This is a genomic window from Bacillus sp. FSL R9-9834, from assembly GCF_038006905.1.
Lineage (GTDB): Bacteria > Bacillota > Bacilli > Bacillales > Bacillaceae_G > Bacillus_A > Bacillus_A pacificus.
The window spans coordinates 3,150,833-3,174,415 of record NZ_JBBOWD010000001.1 but is presented as its reverse complement, the minus strand read 5'-3'; the positions used below and the strand labels follow the sequence as shown (position 1 = coordinate 3,174,415).

Annotated in this window: 27 protein-coding genes, 2 pseudogenes, 1 riboswitch and 1 other annotated feature; of the genes and pseudogenes, 21 read left to right on the top strand and 8 right to left on the bottom strand. The window is 36.4% G+C overall.

What is annotated here, in order from left to right; all coding sequences use genetic code 11:
* Positions 1-5: 5 nt before the first annotated feature.
* Positions 6-2,501 carry a BC_3345 family exosporium-associated protein gene (locus tag MKY00_RS16475; protein ID WP_262731404.1) on the top strand — a complete coding sequence of 832 codons (2,496 nt, stop codon included), beginning with the start codon at positions 6-8 and terminating at the stop codon, positions 2,499-2,501.
* Between the two features lie 54 nt (positions 2,502-2,555).
* On the opposite strand, the gene MKY00_RS16470 is transcribed toward MKY00_RS16475, so the two are convergent.
* Both MKY00_RS16470 and MKY00_RS16465 read right to left on the bottom strand, forming a co-directional pair.
* Positions 2,556-2,699 (bottom strand): hypothetical protein, encoded by a 144-nt coding sequence (locus tag MKY00_RS16470; RefSeq protein ID WP_000945243.1) that lies wholly within the window; start codon positions 2,697-2,699, stop codon positions 2,556-2,558.
* 97 nt (positions 2,700-2,796) lie between these two features.
* Positions 2,797-2,939, bottom strand: a riboswitch (cyclic di-AMP (ydaO/yuaA leader).
* Between the two features lie 38 nt (positions 2,940-2,977).
* The gene (locus tag MKY00_RS16465; RefSeq protein ID WP_016718088.1) at positions 2,978-3,439 is read right to left on the bottom strand and encodes a GNAT family N-acetyltransferase; all 462 of its coding nucleotides are present in this window, start codon (positions 3,437-3,439) and stop codon (positions 2,978-2,980) included.
* A gap of 136 nt (positions 3,440-3,575) precedes the next feature.
* On the opposite strand from MKY00_RS16465, the gene MKY00_RS16460 reads away from it, so the two are divergent.
* From MKY00_RS16460 to MKY00_RS16425, 8 genes and pseudogenes are all read left to right on the top strand, one after another.
* Positions 3,576-3,824: a GlsB/YeaQ/YmgE family stress response membrane protein gene (locus MKY00_RS16460; protein ID WP_000539716.1), complete on the top strand. Its 249-nt coding sequence runs from the start codon at positions 3,576-3,578 to the stop codon at positions 3,822-3,824.
* 63 nt (positions 3,825-3,887) lie between these two features.
* On the top strand, positions 3,888-5,009 hold the full coding sequence (locus tag MKY00_RS16455; RefSeq protein ID WP_016718087.1) for an AI-2E family transporter: 1,122 nt from the start codon (positions 3,888-3,890) through the stop codon (positions 5,007-5,009).
* A gap of 401 nt (positions 5,010-5,410) precedes the next feature.
* Positions 5,411-5,773 (top strand): VOC family protein, encoded by a 363-nt coding sequence (locus MKY00_RS16450; RefSeq protein WP_016718086.1) that lies wholly within the window; start codon positions 5,411-5,413, stop codon positions 5,771-5,773.
* 105 nt (positions 5,774-5,878) lie between these two features.
* Positions 5,879-6,088 (top strand) — a binding site (T-box leader).
* A gap of 45 nt (positions 6,089-6,133) precedes the next feature.
* The gene (locus MKY00_RS16445; RefSeq protein ID WP_016718085.1) at positions 6,134-7,132 is read left to right on the top strand and encodes a tryptophan--tRNA ligase; all 999 of its coding nucleotides are present in this window, start codon (positions 6,134-6,136) and stop codon (positions 7,130-7,132) included.
* Between the two features lie 210 nt (positions 7,133-7,342).
* On the top strand, positions 7,343-7,906 hold the full coding sequence (locus tag MKY00_RS16440; protein ID WP_016718084.1) for a maltose O-acetyltransferase: 564 nt from the start codon (positions 7,343-7,345) through the stop codon (positions 7,904-7,906).
* Positions 7,907-8,073: 167 nt separating this feature from the next.
* Positions 8,074-8,195: pseudogene (locus tag MKY00_RS16435) on the top strand (MFS transporter); the annotation flags it as partial.
* 136 nt (positions 8,196-8,331) lie between these two features.
* Positions 8,332-9,360 carry an ROK family transcriptional regulator gene (locus MKY00_RS16430; protein WP_016718083.1) on the top strand — a complete coding sequence of 343 codons (1,029 nt, stop codon included), beginning with the start codon at positions 8,332-8,334 and terminating at the stop codon, positions 9,358-9,360.
* Positions 9,361-9,421: 61 nt separating this feature from the next.
* The gene (locus tag MKY00_RS16425) at positions 9,422-9,802 is read left to right on the top strand and encodes a VOC family protein (RefSeq protein ID WP_000687577.1); all 381 of its coding nucleotides are present in this window, start codon (positions 9,422-9,424) and stop codon (positions 9,800-9,802) included.
* A gap of 59 nt (positions 9,803-9,861) precedes the next feature.
* Here MKY00_RS16425 and MKY00_RS16420 read toward each other — a convergent pair whose 3' ends face one another.
* Both MKY00_RS16420 and MKY00_RS16415 read right to left on the bottom strand, forming a co-directional pair.
* Positions 9,862-10,311: an NUDIX hydrolase gene (locus MKY00_RS16420; protein WP_000540479.1), complete on the bottom strand. Its 450-nt coding sequence runs from the start codon at positions 10,309-10,311 to the stop codon at positions 9,862-9,864.
* A 17-nt stretch (positions 10,312-10,328) separates the two neighbouring features.
* Positions 10,329-11,168, bottom strand: coding sequence for a DUF2785 domain-containing protein (locus tag MKY00_RS16415; RefSeq protein ID WP_074585786.1), 840 nt, complete (start codon positions 11,166-11,168; stop codon positions 10,329-10,331).
* Positions 11,169-11,291: 123 nt separating this feature from the next.
* On the opposite strand from MKY00_RS16415, the gene MKY00_RS16410 reads away from it, so the two are divergent.
* The 6 genes from MKY00_RS16410 (at position 11,292) to MKY00_RS16385 (ending at position 16,169) form a co-directional block, all read left to right on the top strand.
* Positions 11,292-12,014: a GNAT family N-acetyltransferase gene (locus tag MKY00_RS16410; protein WP_016718082.1), complete on the top strand. Its 723-nt coding sequence runs from the start codon at positions 11,292-11,294 to the stop codon at positions 12,012-12,014.
* A gap of 51 nt (positions 12,015-12,065) precedes the next feature.
* Positions 12,066-12,197 (top strand): hypothetical protein, encoded by a 132-nt coding sequence (locus tag MKY00_RS16405; protein ID WP_016718081.1) that lies wholly within the window; start codon positions 12,066-12,068, stop codon positions 12,195-12,197.
* A gap of 84 nt (positions 12,198-12,281) precedes the next feature.
* Positions 12,282-13,304: a tyrosine-protein phosphatase gene (locus tag MKY00_RS16400; RefSeq protein ID WP_016718080.1), complete on the top strand. Its 1,023-nt coding sequence runs from the start codon at positions 12,282-12,284 to the stop codon at positions 13,302-13,304.
* Between the two features lie 89 nt (positions 13,305-13,393).
* Positions 13,394-14,338, top strand: a complete 945-nt coding sequence (locus tag MKY00_RS16395) for a phosphotransferase family protein (RefSeq protein WP_073530413.1) — start codon at positions 13,394-13,396, stop codon at positions 14,336-14,338.
* A gap of 46 nt (positions 14,339-14,384) precedes the next feature.
* Positions 14,385-15,095 carry a YjjG family noncanonical pyrimidine nucleotidase gene (locus MKY00_RS16390; RefSeq protein ID WP_016718078.1) on the top strand — a complete coding sequence of 237 codons (711 nt, stop codon included), beginning with the start codon at positions 14,385-14,387 and terminating at the stop codon, positions 15,093-15,095.
* A gap of 111 nt (positions 15,096-15,206) precedes the next feature.
* Entirely contained in the window at positions 15,207-16,169 is a 963-nt protein-coding gene (locus MKY00_RS16385; protein ID WP_016718077.1) for a tubby C-terminal domain-like protein, read from the top strand.
* Positions 16,170-16,216: 47 nt separating this feature from the next.
* Here the strand turns inward: MKY00_RS16385 and MKY00_RS16380 are convergent, their stop codons facing one another.
* Both MKY00_RS16380 and MKY00_RS16375 read right to left on the bottom strand, forming a co-directional pair.
* The gene (locus tag MKY00_RS16380) at positions 16,217-16,420 is read right to left on the bottom strand and encodes a helix-turn-helix transcriptional regulator (RefSeq protein ID WP_016718076.1); all 204 of its coding nucleotides are present in this window, start codon (positions 16,418-16,420) and stop codon (positions 16,217-16,219) included.
* Positions 16,408-16,767 carry a DUF3796 domain-containing protein gene (locus MKY00_RS16375; protein WP_016718075.1) on the bottom strand — a complete coding sequence of 120 codons (360 nt, stop codon included), beginning with the start codon at positions 16,765-16,767 and terminating at the stop codon, positions 16,408-16,410. Before MKY00_RS16375 ends, MKY00_RS16380 begins: the two co-directional genes overlap by 13 nt.
* 179 nt (positions 16,768-16,946) lie before the next feature.
* On the opposite strand from MKY00_RS16375, the gene MKY00_RS16370 reads away from it, so the two are divergent.
* From MKY00_RS16370 to MKY00_RS16345, 6 genes are all read left to right on the top strand, one after another.
* Positions 16,947-17,141, top strand: a complete 195-nt coding sequence (locus MKY00_RS16370) for a hypothetical protein (RefSeq protein ID WP_000958869.1) — start codon at positions 16,947-16,949, stop codon at positions 17,139-17,141.
* Positions 17,142-17,230: 89 nt separating this feature from the next.
* Positions 17,231-17,956, top strand: a complete 726-nt coding sequence (locus tag MKY00_RS16365; protein ID WP_000570196.1) for an ABC transporter ATP-binding protein — start codon at positions 17,231-17,233, stop codon at positions 17,954-17,956.
* Positions 17,949-19,607 (top strand): putative ABC transporter permease subunit, encoded by a 1,659-nt coding sequence (locus tag MKY00_RS16360; protein WP_016718074.1) that lies wholly within the window; start codon positions 17,949-17,951, stop codon positions 19,605-19,607. The genes MKY00_RS16365 and MKY00_RS16360 overlap by 8 nt, the downstream gene beginning before the upstream one ends.
* A gap of 56 nt (positions 19,608-19,663) precedes the next feature.
* Positions 19,664-20,422 carry an SDR family oxidoreductase gene (locus tag MKY00_RS16355; RefSeq protein WP_016718073.1) on the top strand — a complete coding sequence of 253 codons (759 nt, stop codon included), beginning with the start codon at positions 19,664-19,666 and terminating at the stop codon, positions 20,420-20,422.
* Positions 20,423-20,760: 338 nt separating this feature from the next.
* The gene (locus tag MKY00_RS16350) at positions 20,761-21,471 is read left to right on the top strand and encodes a hypothetical protein (protein WP_000782528.1); all 711 of its coding nucleotides are present in this window, start codon (positions 20,761-20,763) and stop codon (positions 21,469-21,471) included.
* Positions 21,472-21,552: 81 nt separating this feature from the next.
* A complete protein-coding gene (locus MKY00_RS16345) occupies positions 21,553-22,623 on the top strand; it encodes a pyruvate kinase (RefSeq protein WP_074585785.1) in 1,071 nt (356 codons plus the stop codon).
* Positions 22,624-22,669: 46 nt separating this feature from the next.
* Here MKY00_RS16345 and MKY00_RS16340 read toward each other — a convergent pair whose 3' ends face one another.
* Positions 22,670-22,951, bottom strand: coding sequence for a DUF1292 domain-containing protein (locus MKY00_RS16340; protein ID WP_001997837.1), 282 nt, complete (start codon positions 22,949-22,951; stop codon positions 22,670-22,672).
* 160 nt (positions 22,952-23,111) lie between these two features.
* Positions 23,112-23,318 (bottom strand): annotated as a pseudogene (locus MKY00_RS16335) (hypothetical protein); the annotation flags it as partial.
* Between the last annotated feature and the right edge of the window lie 265 nt (positions 23,319-23,583).

The window sequence follows — 23,583 nt, the reverse complement described above, 5'->3', positions numbered from 1 at the left end:
GGGAGATGCTTGTGAAGGATCAAGATAAGTGTAGTAAGTTTCAAGCACCTATTCCTTTTCCAGCGTCAGGTATTACGGGACCGACTGGTCCAACGGGGCCGACAGGTTCTTTAGGTGGACCGACTGGCCCGCAAGGAATACAAGGCGTACAAGGACCAATTGGTCCAACAGGTCCGACAGGAATACAAGGAGTGCAAGGGGTGCAGGGAGAAATCGGTCCAACGGGGCCAACTGGTTTAACAGGACCACGGGGTGCTCAAGGGAGTCAAGGACCTATGGGGGAACAAGGTCCACAGGGAATTCAAGGTGTTCAAGGTATGCAAGGGGGAAGAGGACCGACTGGTCCAACAGGAATACAAGGGATACAGGGAATACCAGGGCCAATGGGAGAAACAGGTCCAACTGGAATACAAGGTATACAGGGCATGCAAGGTGAAGTGGGGCAGGTAGGCCCAACCGGAATACAAGGGATACAAGGAGTGCAAGGTGAAATTGGTCCGACTGGCCCAACAGGAAATACGGGTATACAAGGTCCTCAAGGGAATTTAGGGAATAGTGGTTTACAAGGTGTAACAGGTATACAAGGTATTCAGGGACCAATTGGTCCGACTGGTCCAACAGGATCTCAAGGAATTCAAGGAGAACAAGGGCCAATGGGACCAACCGGGGCAACTGGCGTCCAAGGTTTACAAGGTCCACAAGGTGAGATGGGGCTAACCGGTCCAACAGGATCTCAAGGAATTCAAGGAGTGCAAGGTGTAATAGGTCCAACAGGCCCAACAGGCTTGCAAGGGGATCCAGGTCCAACAGGCCCGACTGGTCCAACAGGAGTAACCGGTCCAACAGGATCTGCAACAGGTCCAACGGGAGCAACCGGCCCAACCGGACCGCCAGGAGGTCCGACCGGTCCAACAGGTCCAGCAGGATCACCAGGAGGTCCAACAGGCCCGACGGGAGCAACTGGTGTAACGGGAGCGACTGGAATTCAAGGAGTGCAAGGAGTACAGGGACCAACTGGAGCAACCGGTTTAACAGGTTTGCAAGGAGTACAGGGACCGATGGGTGCAACCGGTCCAACGGGTGATCAAGGTATTCAAGGACCTCAAGGTGTAATGGGAGTAACAGGTCCAACCGGTCTACAAGGTTTACAAGGGATACAGGGACCGGTAGGAGCTACCGGCTCAACCGGCCCACAAGGCGAGCAAGGGGCGCAAGGTCCAATCGGTCCAACCGGTCCACAAGGAATTCAAGGCATACAAGGTGAGCAAGGGGTAAGGGGAGAAACAGGTCCAACTGGTTTACAGGGGCTACAAGGGATTCAAGGCATACAGGGACCAACTGGACCTCAAGGAATCCAAGGAGTACAAGGACCGAGTGGCATAACAGGCCCAACCGGTCCACAAGGAATTCAAGGCATACAGGGACCTCAAGGAAATATAGGGCCAACCGGAGCGACTGGAATCCAAGGAGTGCAAGGTGCAGAGGGTCCAACTGGTCCAACAGGGGCAACAGGCCCACAAGGAATTCAAGGCATACAAGGTCTACAAGGCCCAACCGGTCCACAGGGCATTCAAGGAATCCAAGGAATCCAAGGGCCTATTGGTCCAACAGGCCCCACTGGCCCGCAAGGAATTCAAGGGATAACCGGTTCGACGGGACCAACCGGAGCAACGGGAGCAACAGGTCCAACTGGAGTAACGGGTCCACAAGGTCCTCAAGGGATTCAAGGACCACAAGGCGTAACAGGTCAGGCGGGAGCAACAGGAGCGACAGGAGCAACAGGTCCACAAGGCATACAAGGAATCCAAGGTCCACAAGGGATAACAGGTCAGGCGGGGGCGACAGGTCAAACGGGGGTAACGGGTCCACAAGGGATACAAGGAATTCAAGGGCCGCAAGGAGTAACCGGTGTAACGGGAGCAACCGGCCCAACGGGAGCAATGGGAGCGACAGGACCGACAGGAACCCAAGGGCTACAAGGCATAACAGGAGCGACAGGGGGAACAGGAGTAACAGGCCCAACAGGTGCCACGGGTCCAACAGGCTTAACTGGAGCAACAGGATCATCTGCTATATCGACAGGTGGTGGATATTTCTTTTCGACCTCAACAAGCACAATTGCTGCAAATGCCAACATTCCAATTAATTCAGGATCCACTGTATATGGAACAGGTGTATCATTAACGAGTGCTACGACAGTCACAGTAGCGACGCCAGGAATATATTTAGTAAGCTACTATTTTCAAGGGGATGCTAATGGGGGGAATGAGACTGTATCTGTTAGGTTGCTATTAAATGGAACACAACTAACAGGGAGTTTTATACAAAACGTAACGACATCAACGGTCGTTCTAGAACCAGCTATTTCAAATACGCTCCTTGTGAATGTAACGAGTGCTAATTCAACGTTAGTATTACAGAATGGTCCATTAGGTGTAGGGCATGTAACGACCATAGCAGGTGCGATTACAGCAAGTTTAAATGTAGTGAGAATATTATAAGGAATATAAAAAACACAAGGGGTGTCTACAAAGACACTCCTTGTGTTTTTCTCTTTATCTTTTCGGCTGAAAAATATGTTGAAAGAAGTATTTGTGATGTAAATTATCGACAACTTTATTTGCTTGATATGTGCGTTGTTTTTCTATTCGAAGTCTTTGCTCCATCATTTTTATTGCGTGATCAGATAAACGTAACATTATACATTTCTCCTTTTCTATAAATATAGGTGACTATTTGGTATCGATCCCATATTTATTATTAAGGAGGCAAAATGTGTAACATAGGCAAAAAGCACCTTCCTCTCCCATTACGCTTACGAGGTTAGCTGTCGGACTCGGGAAGTGAGAGTTTCCCTACTTAAATAAGATTCGCCCCAAGTAGCAAAGCTACAAAAATGGTTCCCCCGCTCCAAATTTTGGACTCAGCAAAAGGTTTTATAAAGTAAAAGATAACATAAATAAAATGATGAGTCAAACTATTTGTTGTTTTCTGATTTTTTAAGTGAGGTTAACACCACTCCATCGGGTAATATGATCTCCTTTACTTCAATAAAGCCATGTTTTTTATATAAAGAAAGAGCAGGTGTATTTTCTTTCCCTGTTTGTACAATATATGTTTTGGAGGGGGAGAACATGTCAAATACATAAAGTAGTAGTTTTGTTGCAATCCCTTTATGAAAATGATCGGGGGATACTACTAAACGATGAATATCTACTGCCTCTTCATTCATTTTAAAAGAAATAAACCCAGCAAGTGTATCTTCATAAAAATAGCCGTAGAAAATTTCATCACACGATTGAATATCGGCTACAGTATCATAAAGGCGCGGGATAGCTGTACTATTTATATATTTTGCCTCAATTTCATAAGCGGGTATTTGAATGCTTAAAATAGAAGTGGCAGTTTTGTGAGAAGTTGTGATTAATTTTTGAATCATATGGTAAAACCTCCTTATATACTTTATTTTCATAGATTTGACAAGATTTTTCTTTTTTGGATATAATAATTATATAGTTACACAAGAAGTTAGTAGCTAAATTGAATTACACTATAATAGAAATGGAGGACTAAAGATGGGGTGGATTATCACATTAATAGTTGGTGCTATTATAGGTGCAATTGCAGGTTCTATTACAGGTAAAGACTTTCCTGCTGGCATGTTTGGAAATATAATTGCTGGTTTATTAGGAGCCTGGTTAGGCGGTAAATTATTTGGAGATTGGGGTCCATCACTAGGTGGTATTCATATTATACCAGCTTTATTAGGATCAATTGTGCTCGTTCTTATTGTATCATTTGTAGTGAAAGCTGCAAGGAAATAAAGAGTTATATTATGATGAAAAGCCCTATATAAGGGCTTTTCATCATTCGAAGAGGTGGTTTTATTGGAGAAAGTAAGTTTAAGAAAACGAGATAAGTTGAAAAAGTTTTTTAGAGAACACAATTATTTAGCAGTATTACTTGGGTTTGCATTATTGTTCATTAACATATTATTACTAACAAAAATATCATTTGTTTTTACACCGTTTATCGTCTTTTTAAAAACAATTTTCTTCCCAGTATTATTAGCGGGCGTACTATTTTACATTTTGCATCCATTCGTTTCACTTTTAGAAAAGAAAGGTGTTTCGAGAATTGTATCAATAGCTTCTATATATATAATCGTACTAGGATTATTTGTATTTTTAGTTGTTACAGTAATCCCGATCATTAAAGATCAAATTGATGCATTGATAGATAACTTACCGTATTTCGGTCATGAAATCGAACGAGCAGCACGTAGATTTGGAGAAAGTAATTTACTAGGGAAAATTCAGGAGAATTTAAATATTGATGTAGCAAGTATGGTAAAAGACTATACAGTTGATTTTACGAAATCTTTATCATCAGTAACAGGAAATGTAACTGGATTTTTAAGTACTGTTACAGAGGTCGTTTTAACGTTTGTAATGGTTCCGTTTATATTGTTCTATCTTTTAAAAGATGGTGAGCAATTACCGAATCACTTTTTAAAGTTTATTTCAGAACAAAGACGACCAGCAGCGATGAGAATACTAGACGATATGCATTATGCGATTAGCTCGTATATTAGAGGACAAATTATCGTTAGCTTATTTATCGGTATTATGCTATTAATTGGTTACCTTATTATCGGTATTAAATATGCGGTACTACTCGCTATTTTAGCGATGATTGTAAATATCGTCCCGTACGTAGGACCAATCATTGCAATTACACCAGCTTTAATTATCGCATTTATTGACTCGCCAGCAATGGTTTTAAAGGTAATTATCGTAATGATGGTCGTACAATTAGCAGAAGGCAAATTTATTTCTCCGCAAGTCATGGGGAAAAAGTTAGATATTCATCCGATTACTATCATCTTTATTATTTTAACTGCAGGAAATTTATTTGGAATTATGGGGATTATTTTAGCAATTCCAGGGTATGCGATATTAAAGGTGTTAGTAACGCATGGTTATCGATTTGTTAAGTTGAATACGTGAAAAAAAGAGCTGAAACAGAGAAGATAGATTAATCTTCTCTGTTTTTTTGTATTTGTTGCATTAATAATAATGGTGCTAAACATCTGTCTAATACTCTGTAAGTGATCTGTCGGGCTGTTGCTTCTTCAAAGTTAAGGGAATAACAATGCTTAGAGAAGTGTGTGTGCTATTTCCAATGATCTATTTCAAGGAAGGCTTTCCATGTTTTAAAAACTAATTTGATTGGACAACTTAAAGAATAGTGTTTTTTCGGCTTGATTATGATGTAATGCTACACATATAAGGAAAACTTATCGATTATTATAATTAATAAATATTCCATGTATTATATTTAATGGTGTAAGATAATAGTGTATTCTAAAAATAAAGAGTATTGAAAATTTATAACAGGAGAGGATTTTATGATTCTTGGTTTACATCATGTTCAGATAACTATTCCAAAAGGCGCCGAACTAGAGGGGAAAAAATTTTATTGTGAAATTCTTGGTCTCACTGAGAAAGAAAAGCCCGAATCATTAAAGGGGCGTGGAGGGTTTTGGTTAAAAGTGGCAGATAGAGAAGTACATATAGGTACAGAAGATGATTTTGATCGGCTAAAAACAAAAGCCCATATTGCTTATCAAGTAGAGGATATATCGTATTGGAGAAATGTGTTGGAACAAAATGAAATTCAGATAATTGAAGGGGTACCTATACCTGGTTTTGAACGTTTTGAGTTTAGAGATCCATTTGGAAACAGAGTAGAAATGATTCAAGAAATGTAGTCGCTCCATTAGCTGATTGATATAAAGGAAAGAAATAGTACTTTAATATAAAACTGAAAATTCTATTTTTTATTAAAGTAAAATGTGATAAACTGTAAAAAATAACGAAAAGCGATGAAAGAGAAGAGTACATATTCGAAACTTTTCAGAGAGCTGATGTGTGGTGGGAATCAGCAAGGAATGAATATGGAATGGGCTCTGGAGCTTCTAACTGAAATGAGTAGGTAAAGACGGTTACTTCCCGTTATTGAAGTGTGAAGTGAGCTATAAAGATAGCTAATTAAGGTGGTACCGCGGGAGTCTCTCGTCCTTTTTTGAAGGATGAGGGACTCTTTTTATTTTGAGAAAGGAGGAGTTAGGATGAGTGACAAAATAATGTTAACAGGAATTAAGCCGACGGGTTATCCGCATTTAGGAAATTATATTGGTGCAATTAAACCTGCGTTGCAAATGTCAAAGAAGAATGAAGGAAAAGCATTGTATTTTATAGCGGATTATCATGCGTTAAATGCTGTGCATGATCCGAGTCAGTTCAGTAGTTATACGAAAGAGGTAGCAGCTACTTGGTTATCACTTGGACTTGGGGAAGATGTTATTTTTTATCGGCAAACGGAAGTACCAGAAATTCTAGAATTAGCTTGGATATTAGCTTGCCTAACTCCGAAAGGGCTTATGAACCGTGCTCATGCGTATAAAGCGAAGGTAGAGCAAAATAAAGAAGCGGGTTTAGAGGTCGATGCCGGAGTGAATATGGGATTATATACGTATCCGATCTTAATGGCAGCTGACATATTGCTATTTCAGGCTACGCATGTACCTGTCGGAAAAGATCAAATTCAGCATATTGAAATCGCGCGTGATATTGCCACGTATTTTAATCATACTTTCGGAACGACATTTACACTTCCAGAGTATGTCATACAAGAAGAAGGTGCAATCTTACCTGGTCTTGATGGAAGGAAGATGAGTAAAAGTTATGGGAATGTTATCCCGTTATTTGCGGAGCAAGAAAAACTACGAAAGTTAATATTTAAAATCAAAACAGATTCTTCACTTCCAAATGAACCGAAAGAACTAGAAACGTTATTTACAATTTATAAAGAATTTGCGACAGAGGGTGAAATGCAGTCGTTACGTGAAAAATATGAGACTGGAATCGGATGGGGCGATGTGAAAAAAGAGTTATTCCGCGTTGTAGACCGTGAATTAGCTGGGCCACGTGAGAAATATGCTATGTATATGAATGAACCGAATTTATTATATGAAGCGTTGGAAAAAGGTGCTGAGCGGGCGCGGGCTATTGCGAAGGTAAATTTAACAGAAATTAAGAAACGGATTGGATTTGAGAGGGAGCGCTGAGCGTTCCCTCTTTTTTCTCTATAACTTATTCGTCATATCGATCAGTAAAGCAAAGAGTTCGCATATTCTTTTGAAGCTTCTTAGTTGCATATGTTAAAAAGTATGCTACTATAGGGTTACTTATTAAACTTGTTTAATAAGTATAATTAAAGTCACTTATTAAAGAGGTTTAATAAGTAGGGTTCATTTGATTACGAAGGAGATGATTCTATGAAAACAGAAAAAGAAAAGATGTTAGCGGGAGAAATGTATATTGCGGATGACGAAGAATTAGTAGCTGATAGGGTGGAGGCAAAACGTTTAACACGTCTTTATAACGAGGCGATGGAGACAGGGGATGAACAACGTTTTACATTATTAAATCAGCTTTTAGGTTCTTCAGCTGATGGGAAAGCTCAAATTAATCCTGATTTTCGTTGTGATTACGGCTACAATATTCATGTTGGAAAGAGCTTTTTCGCAAATTTTAATTGTGTGATTTTAGACGTTTGTGAAGTTCGAATCGGTGATCATTGTATGTTTGCACCTGGTGTTCACATTTACACTGCTACGCACCCTTTACATCCAGTAGAACGAAACTCTGGTAAAGAATATGGAAAACCAGTAAAAATAGGTAACAACGTTTGGGTTGGCGGGGGCGCTATTATTAACCCTGGTGTTTCAATTGGAGACAACGCTGTAATTGCTTCAGGAGCAGTTGTGACAAAAGATGTACCTAATAATGTAGTTGTTGGTGGTAACCCAGCCAAGGTTATTAAAACGATAGACTTATAGAAATCGTTTTTCATGGGTATATGAATAAACGGGTGTCGTATCGTATAGACAATGTGAAAGGTGTTTCATATGAAGAAAAAGAGTGCGGACAATTGTACAAAGACATTGCTTGCTTCTTGAAACGCTCTTTTTCGTATTTATTTTGCCGGTTTTCTCGTTTGCTGTAAGTTGCTATCATCGGTTATACAACAGCCTTTTTAGTCGGCTAGGTATACTAGGGGAATCATTCGGAATACGTAATACCTTGTTAGCTGTTTTATTATTTGTTCTCTTATCTGGAATTGTATGAATGCATCAAGCAAAACAGAGAGTGCGTGCATCGGAAATATATCATCTTTATTGCTTTAGAAAATGATGTATGATATATTGTCAACGCAACTTATTAAAAGGGTTTAATAAGTATGTTGATTAAGGTGGTGAGCGATTTGAGTGAACAGTTTGTTACTCAAAAATCGATTAAAGAGACAATCCTTCGTGGCATTCGTAAAGTTCTTTTAGAGCGAGGTAGTGCAACGAAAGTTGAGCTTAGTAATACATTAGAAATCAGTTTTCCAACGATAAGTAAATTTATAGAAAAAATGAAACAAGACGGTGAAGTCACTTTAGCTGGTTTAGATGATTCAAGTGGTGGAAGAAGAGCGAAACGATATGAATATAATCCAGAATATATGTTAGGTTTAGCGATATTTTTAGAAAAAAATGAGACGAACTATACAATTTTTAACTGTTTAGGGGAAGTAAAAGAACAGGGGAGTACTTCAAGTATGTTAGTTGATACGGGCGTAAATGTATTATCTAAACATATTGAAGGTCTTATCGCTACATTCCCGAAAATAAGCTCTATATCAATAGGTGTGCCTGGTTCGGTTGATAATGGTCGTATTTTTTATATTCCTGGATATGAAAAGTTCCAAAATTTTAATTTGAAAAGTCATTTGGAGGAACAGTTTTCTATACCAGTAGTAATCGAAAACGATATGAATGCCGCAGTACTCGGTTATCATAAAAATACTGGAAATAATGAAAACTCCTCTCTTGTATATTTATATTCAGGTCAAAATGGACCAGGTGCGGGGATTATGGTAAATGGAGACGTCGTACGAGGGAGTACGTTTTTCTCAGGAGAGATATCTTTCGTACCGCAGTATGATAATAAAAATTTCTTACAAGCTTTGAGAAGTGAAGATTCGAATAATCCAGAGGAATATAATATAGATGCTATTACTCGTTTAATAGCTACATGTATAGCTATTATTAACCCTCATGCCTTTATCTTCTGTGATGATGAAGTGAATCAATTTGTTATAGATCAAATTGTAAAAACTTGTCCGCAGTACATTCCGGCGGAACATATTCCGAAAATAACAGTGAGCAATTGGAAAGAAGATTATTTATATGGATTAAAAAGCCTTGGACTTGATCTTATGATTACGAGAACGAATAAAGAAAATTAAATGTACTGGCAATGAAGCATCCAATTGTCAGTTGAATAACATAAAAGAAAAGGTGCCAATTATGAAAATTGAACATGTAGCAATTTGGGTGAATGATTTAGTAGGAATGCGTGATTTTTATAAACAATATTTTAATGGTGAAGAAAATAGCTTATATCATAATCCAAAAAAGCAATTTAAATCTTATTTTATAACTTTTGAAGGTGGTGCGCGTCTAGAACTTATGAAGCGGGTAGGGATAGAGGATGCATTACAAACAGAAACAATAGGATATGCGCATATTGCTTTTTCTGTAGGTAGTAAAGAAAAGGTGAACGAATTAACGAATACATTAAGAGAAGCAGGATACGCTGTGTTAAATGGCCCGCGTACTACAGGGGATGGTTACTACGAAAGTGTAGTAAGTGATCCTGAAGGAAATCAGATTGAGATAACGATCTAACATGAACAACCTCATTTCGCATTATCATGACGGGAAATGAGGTTGTTTTATTTTTATCTTTAATTGGAGTGATGAAAATCGCGAAGAATCCCCTCAATAACTGGATGAAGAGTACTAGGTAATTCATCAAGCGGAAAGAAACGTAATTCTTTTGATTCTGTTTGATCACATACAAGCTCACCGTGAAATTCTCGGCAAATATAAACAACGAGTACACCGTGTACTTGATCGCCGTTTGGGTAGATTTGAAAGAAATCTGGTCCTGAATATGTACGGAATAGTTCTGGATTTTTAATAATAAGTCCAGTTTCTTCATATACTTCTCGTTTTAAAGCGTCTTCTAACGTTTCGTTATATTCTAAGGCGCCGCCAATGATGCCCCAGCGGTTGAAGTCTGTACGGAGCTGCAATAATATTTCATTTTTCTCATTTACTATAATAGCGTGTGAACCTATTAAAATTAGTGGATGATTTCCTACTAAATTTCTCATGTCTTCGATATACCCCATAGTTGTTCTCCTTATAGCTAATAATAATTAGGAAGTTCTTTTAACATTCTTTCTGTTTTACGTGCTGTAAAGGCTAAGTTATGGTCATCTTTCGTTCTGAAAAATAATGTGCGTAAAAAGGTTTTAATGTTGGCGCATAAAATACAATATTCATTTAACGAAAGGCGTTTTCTAATTTGGGGAAGCCTTTTTATTTTTTTTTGAATAATAGAAATTAACTCATCTTGCGGGAAGTCATGATACAGCATTGCTAGTAATGGCGTAACAATTCGTTCATCTTCGTTATTATGAAAAAGGTCAGATGGAATGAAGATTTTATTTAATAAGCAATGAATTAATTCTTCATACCATTCAAAGGTCGTATAAGAATTGTGGACAATTTCAGTAAAGGCATCAGATACGTGAGCAAGACAATGAGCCCATCCTTTATTTTCAATATAGCCTCGGAAATCTGTTTCTAAGTTTGTGTATGTAATGAGTTTGTTTTTTATTTCTTCAATATCCTCCTCTGTACAAAAGTAGTGCGAATTAGCGAATTGGAGTATTAACGCAAGTAACGAAACAGTGTAAGAACGTGTGAAAACCCCATCTGAATGCGGGGAGTAAATGTCACAATATAAATATTCATCACTTAAACAAGTTTGCAACAGTAATTTCAGTTGATCATCCATAAGGAATTCATGATGAATAAAATGCACAAAACATTTATATATAAGCTGGTAACGAACGTAACTATCAGTCGTTCCAATATACTGAAGCATATGGAGCGTTAATTCATTTATATCTATATGTCGCAGTTGCGTATAGTCATTTTGTTGTATAAGCTCTAACTGTTGTTGCAGCGCTGTAATATCCAATGGAGAACCTCCTCCGCACTTTAAAGATGCGATGTTTTCTAGTATTCTATATATTCAAGGACAATCCTGCTCATGCAAGGAGAACAAGTAGAAATTCAAGTATGACATAGATGAGGGAAGTATATGACGACTATAGAACAGTTAGAAAAACATTTTAAAATAAGAAGAAATGCTTCTTCTATCATGATAAAAGAAAATAATGCAGAGATTTTTACAGAAGAGCAATTAAAGGAAATGATGCAATATTGCGTTGCTGAGGCTGAAGAAGAGGGAATAGAAAACTTACATTTTGAGATTTCTTCGAAAAGCCCCAATTATAATATGTATAAAAAATGTTTTGAAACGTATTCGTTTGAATATGTTACTGAAAACATCATTGTGTTTAAGGATCTATATAAAGGAGAAGATGTAGAAAGTGAAATTGATTTTAAGTTGATTGAAGAAGTAGGAGAAGATGCTTTTTATTCTCTTTGGAGTGAGATGACGGAAGAACAAGTCACTTATGATCAATTTGGAAATATGATGCTACAAGAAATTGGTGAGCAATGGAAAGAACATTGTTTAACAGCGAGTGTAGGTGAAGAGCTGATAGGAATTGTAATCCCGCATATTGAAAAGGGGACGTTAGAAGAAGGAAAACTTATGTATTTCGCAGTCGCTCCAAATATGAGAAATAAAGGGTATGAAGCAGCATTCTTTACAGGGGCAATGTTTGTTTTAAAAGAAATAGGTGCATCTTATTATATCGGTGATACAAATGTACAAAATGAGTGGATGAAGGATGTTTTTGAAGAGAATGGATGTCAGCTGCTTAGTTCAACTGAGAGATATGTGAGAAAGTTTTAGGAGGATGAATGATGTATACTCTCGAACTCGTATAGCGGGAGGGGACTATATATGTTAAAGCAATCCATGCATTCATTCGTGTTATTGTATCCAAATGTATTGTTAGAAGGCTGGAATGTTGAAAAAGTTTCAGAACGTTATGAAGGTGAAAAGTGGGGAACTTTTTGCCTGTTTGTAAGATAAAAAGAAAAATGAGAACGACAAAGTAGATATTCGTATAATACAATAGGATAAGATTCGATTATAAGAGAAAGCGTTGGTGAAAGAATGGGGCAGCAAAGAAATTGGTTACAAGCAACTGTAGAAAGAAATGAAGATAATACGTTACAAATAAAGTGGGAAAATAATATAGAGGAAGTTTGCATTTATTGGAGTACTTCGCCAGATCATATTGAAGAAAATGGAGAATTACTTGCAACGGTAAATGGAGAATCATCATATACAATTGAAAACCCGAGCGAAAATGAGCGTCCATATTTTAGACTAGTAGGTAGTAATGGACAAGCAGTAACAGTAGCTGAGCGTAGATTGCCATTACAAGGCGCGTTTAACTTCCGTGATATGGGAGGATATGAAACGCTTGAAGGCCGTAAAGTAAAATGGGGCAAATTGTACCGCTCTGAAGAATTAGCAGGATTAACAGAGTGGGATATCGACTATTTACAAAAGTCTGGCTTAAAGTTAATTTGCGATTACCGTACAGACTTTGAAGTGAAGCATAAGCCAAACCCTGAGATTACAGGAGCTCGTCAAGTGTGCTTACCAGTTATGCAAGATTTAGCAAAAGACTTAAATATAAATGAGTTTTTCCAAGTTGGTGACCTTTCTATGTTAGGGAAACCAGGTGAATACCTTGTGAAAATGAATCAAGATTTCGTAAGTGGTAATGAAGCATTTGTGAGCTTCTTAAACTTAGCGCAAAACCCGGAAAACTTACCGTTAGTAAACCATTGTACAGCTGGAAAAGACCGTACTGGATTTGGATCAGCATTATTATTACTTTTACTAGGTGTACCAGAGAAAACAGTAATGGAAGATTATTTACTAAGTAACGGTTTCCGTGAAAAGTTAAACGAGAAAATGATGGCCTTTTTAGGCGCAAAACTACAAAACGATGAGAGTAGAGCGATATTGGGTGCGATGTTTGAAGCACGCACTGAGTATTTACAAGCTGCGATTGATGAATTAAAAAAGCAATACGGTTCAGTTGAAGCGTATGCTGAAAAAGCACTTGGCTTTACGAAAGAGTCGTTAGAAGAAATGAAAGAGTTATTGTTAGAGGATAAATAAGAATTTGGGAGGCTGATTGGATTAGCCTCCTTTTACTATTGTTGTTATAATTTTGCTAATGAGGATGTTGTGCAACGAAGAGAGAATGGATGAAAAGAACTTACGAATCGGGGGATAAAATGATTCATACACGTGGAAAAGCAGAGGGGTTAAGAGAAAAGCTAGCAACAATACTAAGTCAAGATTATAAGGAATTAGCTGTTCAGGATTTAAAGGTGATTGGAACGGGAGTGCAAAATATTGTTTTTCGAGGAGATTCAGAAAAGGGAGCTTTAGCATTTCGAGTGCCATGGGAAAGAGAAGTAGAAAATATAAATGAAGATTTATTTAATAGTCGGATTTCATTGCAAAAGGAAGCAGAGCTTTCTAAGTATTGTCATTCAAAAGGTATTTCAGTGCCAAAGATACACGGATTGCATCTTTCTGCCGAACTTGATTTTTTAATTTCGGATTGTGTGTATACTGATCATATGCCAATTTCTGCGCACAAAATAGGAGAGTTAGTGAGCAAGCTTCATAGCATGCCAATTGATGATTTGCATTACGAACAAAATATTAGAGAGCCCATTAGTAAGTATATAGCAGAACGAATTGTGAAACGGATAGAAGGGTTTAATACAATTACGAACTGTGGAATGAAACTTCCAGATATAAAAACAATTGAACATATTCTTAGTACAGCGGATCATGAAAAGAGTTTACTACATATGGACATTCGACCAGCCAATTTAATCGGGTATAATGGAGAAGTTAAAGCAATAGTTGATTGGGATAACGCTTTAATTGGTCATCCATTACTGGAGCTTATGAGAATAGCTGAAACAAATGAGGTTAGTTGGGATGAATTTAAAGATGGATATAAGAATGATAGTATCTTTAACGCTACTTCTCATATCGTTAGTTTATTTTATAGGTTAGATACAGCGGTCATGCTTGCAAACTTATTTATAGCACATTTGAAAATAGAAGATAAAGGTGTATTCTATAAAGAGCGGGTTAAAGCAATCCATCACGAAATATATAAAAGTTTATAAGCTATGAGAATAAATTTTTGAAATAGAATTGAGGAGAAAGAACATCATGAAATACAAAGTTATATTATTCGACGTAGACGATACATTATTAGATTTTCCTGAAACGGAAAGACACGCATTACATAATGCGTTTGTACAGTTCGGTATGCCTACAGGGTATACTGATTATCTTGCAAGTTATAAAGAGATTAGTAATGGGTTATGGAGAGATTTAGAAAATAAAATGATTACGTTAAGTGAATTAGCGGTAGATCGATTTAGACAATTATTTGCCCTTCATAATATAGAAGTAGATGCGCAGCAATTTAGTGATGCATACCTTGAAAACTTAGGGAAAGAAGTACATCTTATAGAAGGTGCAGTGCAATTATGTGAGAATCTACAAGATTGCAAGTTAGGTATCATTACGAATGGATATACGAAAGTGCAACAATCTAGAATCGGAAATTCGCCTTTATGTAATTTCTTTGATCATATTATTATTTCAGAAGAGGTTGGTCATCAAAAACCAGCACGTGAGATTTTTGATTATGCATTTGAAAAGTTTGGGATTACGGATAAATCAAGTGTACTAATGGTTGGAGATTCGCTCACTTCTGATATGAAAGGCGGAGAAGATTACGGCATTGATACGTGTTGGTATAATCCGAGTTTGAAAGAGAATAAGGCAAGTGTTAAGCCAACTTATGAAGTGGAGAGCCTGCTGCAAATTTTAGAACTTGTAGAAGTGGCGGAAGAAAAGGTAGCTTCATTTTAATCGTGTCGATATTTGTTGATAAGTCGATATATCGAAAAAATCGTTGATATATTTTGAATTACTGCGGTCAATTTAGGAAAGAGCTGTGTAACAACTAGAGGTGAATAAAGAATGTTAAAGTTTTTATTTGAGTTAGACAAGAATATCCCACAGAAAGATGAGCCGCGGTATGATGCTTATTCAAAGGGCTTTATCGAAGGGGATGTAACGATTCACGCGAGTAACAGCGTATTTTTTCAAAAGTCATGTGTGAAGGTCGCAGAGCTCGGCATTTATTTAGGACAGTGGATGGAGCAAGTGCAACATGGGCAGAATGTACATATGAATTATGAAACGCCTGACCGTGAAGAGATCATTCTTAGTTTCTCTTATGAAGAGGACAATCAGTGGAGAGTTTCTTCCAGCTGGCAACAATTTGAGCTTCAAGAATGTTTCTCTACTACAACAGTAGTGGAGAGTGTTCAACGCTATTTATATGAGTTAAATAAAGAACTGCGCGCAATAGAATATCCTGTGACGTTTGATCAGTACTTAAGAGGAGAGCAAATGATGCAGCTTTCTTACAAACGACTGTGTGATAGTAAAGCGGATACGACGTCAATAGAGGTTTATAATGAAAGCGAAAGAGTAGGAGCAGTACGGGGCTATTATAAAAATACGTTGATGAAAGTGCTAGACTTTATTCCGAAAGTCGGTAGTAATATCATTTATGAAATAAAGGATAGTAAGGACAATATTCGCGTTATTGCAAAGGATGTAAGTAGGCAGCGCCAAAGAAGGATTTTAGTAACGTACAAAGATAATCATGATGTAGAGCATGAAATACTTGTATGTGACGGAAAGTTATTGGATGCAAATTTCTTATTTACCTTTACATATAAGGGAGAAGAATATGTTGTTCATAAAACTACTTTTGGGATGGGAAAGTTATTGAGAAAAGGTTATATAATCGCAGATTGGAATATTCGTCTTGAGGAAGATATGTATGATATTGAGATGAATGTGTATGATGAGGGTTATATAGAGAATCAATATTTACTGCTGGGCGTATTTCATGCGGTTTTGTATGGGTGATAAACGAAAAATACCGGTATTCTTTGTGAAAAGAATGCCGGTATTTTTTATTCATCTTCAAAAATAAAAACTTCATCAATCGTACTATGAAGTGCCTTCGCTATATCGTGAGCAAGCCGCAAGGAAGGGTTGTATTTTCCTTTTTCAAGGTGGCTAATTGTTTCACGACGTACACCAACGCTCTTTGCTAAATCTTCTTGTGTCATGTTCAATTTAGCGCGATATTCTTTTATTTTCGTTACGAACGCCATGGTGCATCTTCCATTTCGTCAACAGGTTTATCGTAAAAGAACATAGAGAACCCGAACGTAAGAATGAGTGTGCTGAAAATAAGGGCGATATCAATCTCTTGTAGTACTGGGTTTGGAAATAACATTTCAATAAACAGAATGATAGCAGTAGTTAGTAATGTAACGATAAAAGCATTACGGCACGATTTATTGACGATTTGTTCAAACAGTTCATCGTGTTGAACCGTTCTATACGTTGTGAAAAAGGAGAAGAAACAAAACATAGTAAACAATCCTTTTTCATAAAAAAAGCCGAGGAAACCGAAGAAACCGAGAAACCCTAAATATTTAATCCAAGTTGTTTTCACGATAGATTCTCCTTTCAATGTTAGAAATAATTCATATTATGTTATAAATATATCACGTACGAAAATGTATAGTAATAATAGTTTTCCAATTCTTTTCATAATAATAGTAAAAAGAGGAAATATACTGCGAAACAAAGAGGATAATATTGTAAAATGGTTGTAAGGAGGGGGAGGAAGGCATGTTAACTTGGATCATGATCGTTGTATTACTTGTAGTCATTACTGTAGTGGCAACGGTGTTAATTGGGCGAAATGGTGATGCAAATTATAGTAAAGCGACAAAGGGGAATATTAGAAGGCTTACGATGATTTATATTATACTAGCTGTCGTTTTAATCGTTGGATTAGGTTTGTATATTTATTTCAAAGGTTAAAAAAACTGAAAAAATATAAAAATCTAAAAATAGAAGTATGCTATAATGTTAATATAGTTATTTGGTAATTAAGGAAAGGATTGGATGGAATGATTGAGATTACGAATGTGTCAAAAAGTTATAATGGGTCTACCTATGCAGTAAAAGATTTAAGTTTATCTGTGCCTAGCGGAGAAATCTTTGGATTTTTAGGACCGAATGGTGCGGGTAAATCAACGACAATTAAGATGATTACTGGTATTCACGGGGTGGACAAAGGGACGATTACGATTAATGGTATAGATATTATGAAAAATCCGATGGAGGCGAAAAGGACGTTTGGTTATGTTCCAGATAGTCCAGATATGTTTTTACGATTAAAGGGAATTGAATATTTGAACTTTATGGCAGATATGTATGAAGTGCCGAAAGAAGTACGCCAAGAACGAATCGAGACTTTAGCGAAGAAATTTGATCTTTACAATGCTTTATCGGATCAAATTCAAAGTTACTCGCACGGTATGAGACAAAAAATCGTTATTATTGGTGTGCTCGTGCATGAGCCAGATGTATGGATTTTAGATGAACCGTTAACTGGGCTCGATCCGAAATCTGCATATATTTTAAAAGAAATGATGAGAGAACATGCGGATAAAGGAAAGATTGTATTCTTCTCTACACACGTATTAGAAGTGGCAGAAAAATTATGTGACCGCGTCGCGATTATTAATAAGGGAAACCTTCAGTTCAAAGGGAATTTAGATGAAATGAGAGATCATTTTAAATCCAACGAATCACTTGAAAAAATGTTCTTGGAGATGACGGGCAATGAGTAAAATTTGGACGTTAACGAAAGTATTATTGAAATTAAATTATGCAGATTTTTTAACAGATAAGAAGAAACGAGCGGCGTACGTATTTTCATTTGCAGCTATTTTATTTGTCGGCTTTTTACTGTTTGGTTCTATTACGCATGCAATGTATGAGGGAATGATACATTTAGGGCAAGATCCAGGAATGATTATCGCAATGGGACTTGCGATTGCGAGTATATGGGTATTTTTAATGAGTATTACGAACATTTTAACTGTATTTTACTACAGCAATGACATTGAAATGTTATTACCATTACCATTAAAACCAGCGCAAATTATTTCGGCAAAATTTTTAACAGTATTAATTACACAATACGTAATGAGTTCATTCATTTTACTACCAATCTTCATTACGTACGGTTTAAAAAGTGGCGCATTTATTACATATTACATATACATGATTTTTATTTACATACTCTTCCCGATTGTGCCGTTAGTATTAGCTTCATTACTCATGACAGTTATTATGAGGTATACAAATATAGGGAAAAATAAAGACCGAGGAAATATATTTATTGGAATCGTAAGTATACTATTTATTGTAGGAATTAACGTATTTTTGCAGTGGAAAAATAAAAGTTCGTTTTCTGAAGATGCAATTGCGGATTACCTTGCAAACAACCAATCTTCTCTTTTAGTACAAATGACAAACTATTTTCCAACTACATATTTTGGAGCAGTAGCATTAGTAGAAAATGCAAATTGGAAGGGTCCTTTATACGTAATAATCTTTGCAGTTATTTCATTTGTATTTTTTGTGTTGTTTTATTACATTGCAGAGCGTACATATTTAAAAGGGGTTATTGGACTTTCAACGAGTACAGCAAAAAAAGAGGTCATTTCAGCAGAAGGCTTACAGAAATCTACGGTACAAAGTTCACATTTGAAAGCATATGTGAAAAAAGAATTTAAAACGTTATTCCGTACACCACAATTTTTCTTAAATTGTATCGTACAAACTTTCGTTATGCCGATTATGTTGTTCTTCATTTTATTCGTGCAAGATGGGAATTTAAAATGGATCACGGGATATATTGATAATCCAAAATCAGCAGGACTTGCAATTGGTGTTGGCCTTTGTGCCTCTCTATTTTTAATGGGAAGTAATGTCATCGCAACAACTTCATTCTCACGTGATGGAAGCTCTTGGTTTGTAAATCGATATTTACCTGTAAAAGCTTCGGATATCTTTTTTGCAAAAGCAATCACGGCTTGGTTAATTAATGTAATTATTTTAGCAGTGTTCGGTATTACGATGGCAGTTGTAGCGGGAATTTCTCCAGTATTTATGGTTCTTTGGTTCTTATTAAGTGGGAACGGTTTATTACTAATTAATTTAATCGGCACACGCTGGGATGCACAAACTGCAGATATACATTGGGATACAGAGCAGAAATTATTTAAGAGCCGCTATACAACTTTGTGGAATTTTTTAGCTAATATTTTAATAGCTTTAGTTATTGTAGCGGGAGTAAGTCTATTATACTTCTTCCTTCATGTCGGACTGTGGGTTATGTTTATCGTTTTATTTGTAATGTTTACGATTGTAAATTATATCTTTATTAAAATTTTAAAATTAGGTGCAGAACGTATATTATCAAATATTGAATAAAAAGATAGATCCTCTGTATTCGTGCAGAGGATTTATCCATAGGTGGAGGAGAAAAGGTGAAGAAAATAGCAATTGTAACAGGGGCAACTCGTCTGAATGGAATTGGTGCAGCTGTATGCAAGGTGCTTGCTCAAAAAGGAATAGACATTTTTTTCACGTACTGGTCTCAGTATGATAAAGCGATGCCGTGGGGAATGCATGACAAAGAGCCCTTTTTGTTGAAAGAGGAGATTGAAAGTTTAGGTGTTCGATGTGAAATGGCAGAAATCAATTTATCGCAGTCATATTCGCCAAACCGTTTGTTTTATATGGTCTCAGAACGGTTAGGTGATCCATCTATTTTAATTAATAATGCAGCGTATGCTACTCATACGAGAATCGAAGAATTAAATGTAGAGCAGTTAGATAAACATTATACAGTAAATGTTCGCGCTACTATGTTATTAAGTTCATTATTTATAAAACATTATGCAAGCAAGGCGAGTGGCCGTATTATTAATCTTACTTCAGGGCAGTCACTCGGGCCAATGCCTGAGGAACTAGCATACGTAGCGACGAAAGGAGCAATTGAAGCATTTACAAAATCAGTAGCACCAGTTGCGATGGAGAAGGGGATTACAGTGAATGCTGTTGATCCAGGACCAACGAATACAGGATGGATTACAGAGGAGCTGAATCATCATTTAGTATGGAAGTTTCCACAAGGTAAAGTAGGAGAACCGGTGGATGCAGCACGCTTAATTTCTTTTTTAGTCAGTGAAGAAGCAAAATGGATTACAGGGCAAATTATTCATTCGAATGGTGGTTACTCATAAATATATTATGTTGACAATTGTTGAGAAACAAAAAAACGAAAGAAAATTTTATTTTTTTGTATAAATAAAATGTCAAGAAAGAGAAAAATTTGATAGAAGAGTATATCGTCATATGAGGATCGTAATTCTTTATATGACAATATACTCTTTTTCTTTTAGTAAAGAGAAGAAAAATGAAGTAGAAGAAACTCGAATATTTAAATTGTTTTATCGGTTTTTGTACGTATTATTATGAAGATTACTGTCGGAAAAATGATAATTCGTATGAAAAGGGATTTTTTAAGGGGAAATCGAATCGTAAAGGGGAGGATAAATTACGTAAACATAGGGGGATTTATATGAAAATGAAAAAGGTCGCTATCGCATCGATAACAATTGGTACAATGCTTACTATGGCAGCTTGTAGTCCTTCAGCAGATAAAGAGGCAGAAAAGAAAGAGCAAGTAACAGCGCAAAATGAAGGAGAGGCAAAAACGACAAGCGCAGACGAAGCATCAAAAACAACGAAAGATACTGAAAAAGAAACAAATACTTCTTCAAATGAAAAAACAGATAAAGATGCAAAAAATACGAAAGAATCATCAGGAACAGAAAGTAACGGTAAAACATCAACTCAAAATGAGAATGTAAAAACAAAAGAAAAAGAGACGACAGGAAAGACGAATGATCAAACGACTAGCGGGAAAACAACAGATCAAAGTACAAGTACAAACTCAGACGGAAAAACAACGAAAGATCCGAAGAAAAACGTAGCGGTGAAAACAAATGTAAAAGAAGTTGCGGCATTAATTGATAGTTTAGACAAGCAATTAGCTGCGAATCCGAAATTAGAAACAGTAAATAAACTTGGAAAACAAATTAATGCAAAGTGGGATGTAATTGAGAAAGAGTTAGAAACATCACACCCAGCTGAATCTAAAACAATTGGACAAAGTATGTATCCGTTAATTGTAGGAGCGGAGAAAGAAAAGATAGATATTACTAAAATGAAGTCATTGACGACGAAAACGAAAAAAGATTTAAATCAGTTATTAACGAAACTTTCGTAGTTTCAAAAGCCTACTTGTGGGAGTAGGCTTTTTTTATGTTGAGAGTGTAATGAAAGTTTATGGGAATCATAATGAAAAAGGATGGTGATAAGAGTGACAATCGATCGAATTTGTACAATTGGGCCAGCAAGTAATAATAAAGAAACGTTAGCGCAGTTAATAAGCAATGGTATGAAAATTGTTCGGCTAAATTTATCACATGGCACGCATGAAAGTCATAAAGATATTATTCGTTTAGTGAAATCGTTAGACGATTCTATTAAAATTTTAGGCGATGTACAAGGTCCTAAAATAAGGTTAGGTGAAATAAAAGGAGAACAAATTACGCTTCAGGCGGGAGATTCTTTTATTTTACATACGCAACCAGTTACAGGGAGTAGTACGGAAGCAAGTGTTGATTATGAAGGGATCGCGAATGATGTGAAAGTCGGAAGTAGAGTTTTAATGAATGATGGTGAAGTTGAGTTAATCGTAGAGAAGGTAAGTACGGATAAAATAGAAACAAAGGTCAAAGCAGGTGGTAATATCTCATCCCATAAAGGGGTGAACTTACCAGGCGCAATCGTTCGTTTACCGGCTATTACAGAGAAAGATAAACAAGATATTCAGTTTCTTTTAGAAGAGGGTGTTGATTTTATCGCATGTTCTTTCGTAAGAAAACCTAGCCATATAAAAGAAATACGAGATTTTATACAACAGTATAAAGAAACCTCACCTAATTTAATTGCAAAAATAGAAACGATGGAAGCGATCGAGAATTTTCAAGATATATGTAAAGAAGCAGATGGAATTATGATTGCAAGGGGCGATTTAGGAGTTGAGTTACCGTTTCAATTTATTCCGCTCTTGCAAAAAATGATGATTCAGGAATGTAATCGAACGAATACATATGTTATTACAGCAACACAAATGCTTCAATCTATGGTAGATCATTCTATTCCAACAAGGGCAGAGGTAACTGATGTGTTTCAAGCTGTACTGGACGGAACGAATGCTGTTATGCTTTCTGCTGAAAGTGCTTCAGGAGAGCATCCGGTTGAAAGTGTGAGTACACTACGTCTCGTTTCTGAATTTGCTGAGCATGTAAAAAAAGACGGTCCTTTTGTGATGAAAGATGTACTGGAATTGCTGCATAAATCTTTGGATGAGTGAAAAATAAAAAGAGGGCGGATATGCATCCGTCCTCGTGTGTTTCATTCTATTCTTGCTCTTGCTCATCCAAAATCTTTTCAAACGCAGCAGATACTTTTTCAAATTCCTCGTCATTCTCAATATATGAGAATTCACTATCTTCTTCTACTTTTAAAAAGAAAATATCAATGTCTTCCTCGGTTTCTGTTTGGATATCTTCAACAAAGGCAACTGCAATATATTCAGCGCCTTCGACATCCATCGCTCCAAGCACTTCTACTTCTTGCTCTTCGTTATTTTCATCACTAAGAGTAAACACTTCGCCAACTTCAATATCAGACATATTCATTCTCCTCCTGTCCAACTCTAATAAATAGAGCGTTTAAACTGCATACATACTAATATAGTTTTCCATGAAAAATGAATTTCATACGTACGAAAAATCAAATTCTACTTCTTTAGTATGCGTATCAGCTTATAAGGAGGATTATTTTTTACGTGTTATATCTCATAGTAACTACCTGATTAATCAAATGAGGGTATGTATTCATGCCTTCTTTTTTAAATAATAAAATAGTAGTGATATGTAAAACAATCAATAGTAGTAAAGGTATTCCATATAAGTTAACAAGACGTGGAAATACATAATAACAAGGAAGTAATAAAAGATGATAGATACCTGTAGTCCACTTTAGTGCTTGGATGTAAGTTTTCAAAGTAAATCCTCCTAAAATAAGTAATATCTATATATTACTTATTTTAGGAGGTAATTGGATATTAATTATTTGTAGATTTTAGTAGAATATAATTTTTTTATGTTAACTAATTATTGGTTATTTATAAAATAGAAAAACCAACTCAATAAGGGGAAGGGACGTTATCCACATTGATCAGAAAGTAAGTGAAAAATATTTGACTAGATTATTAAGTTAATCTCAGTTGTTTAAAAACTTGTATACGAGATTCTATAAAGGGATTAAG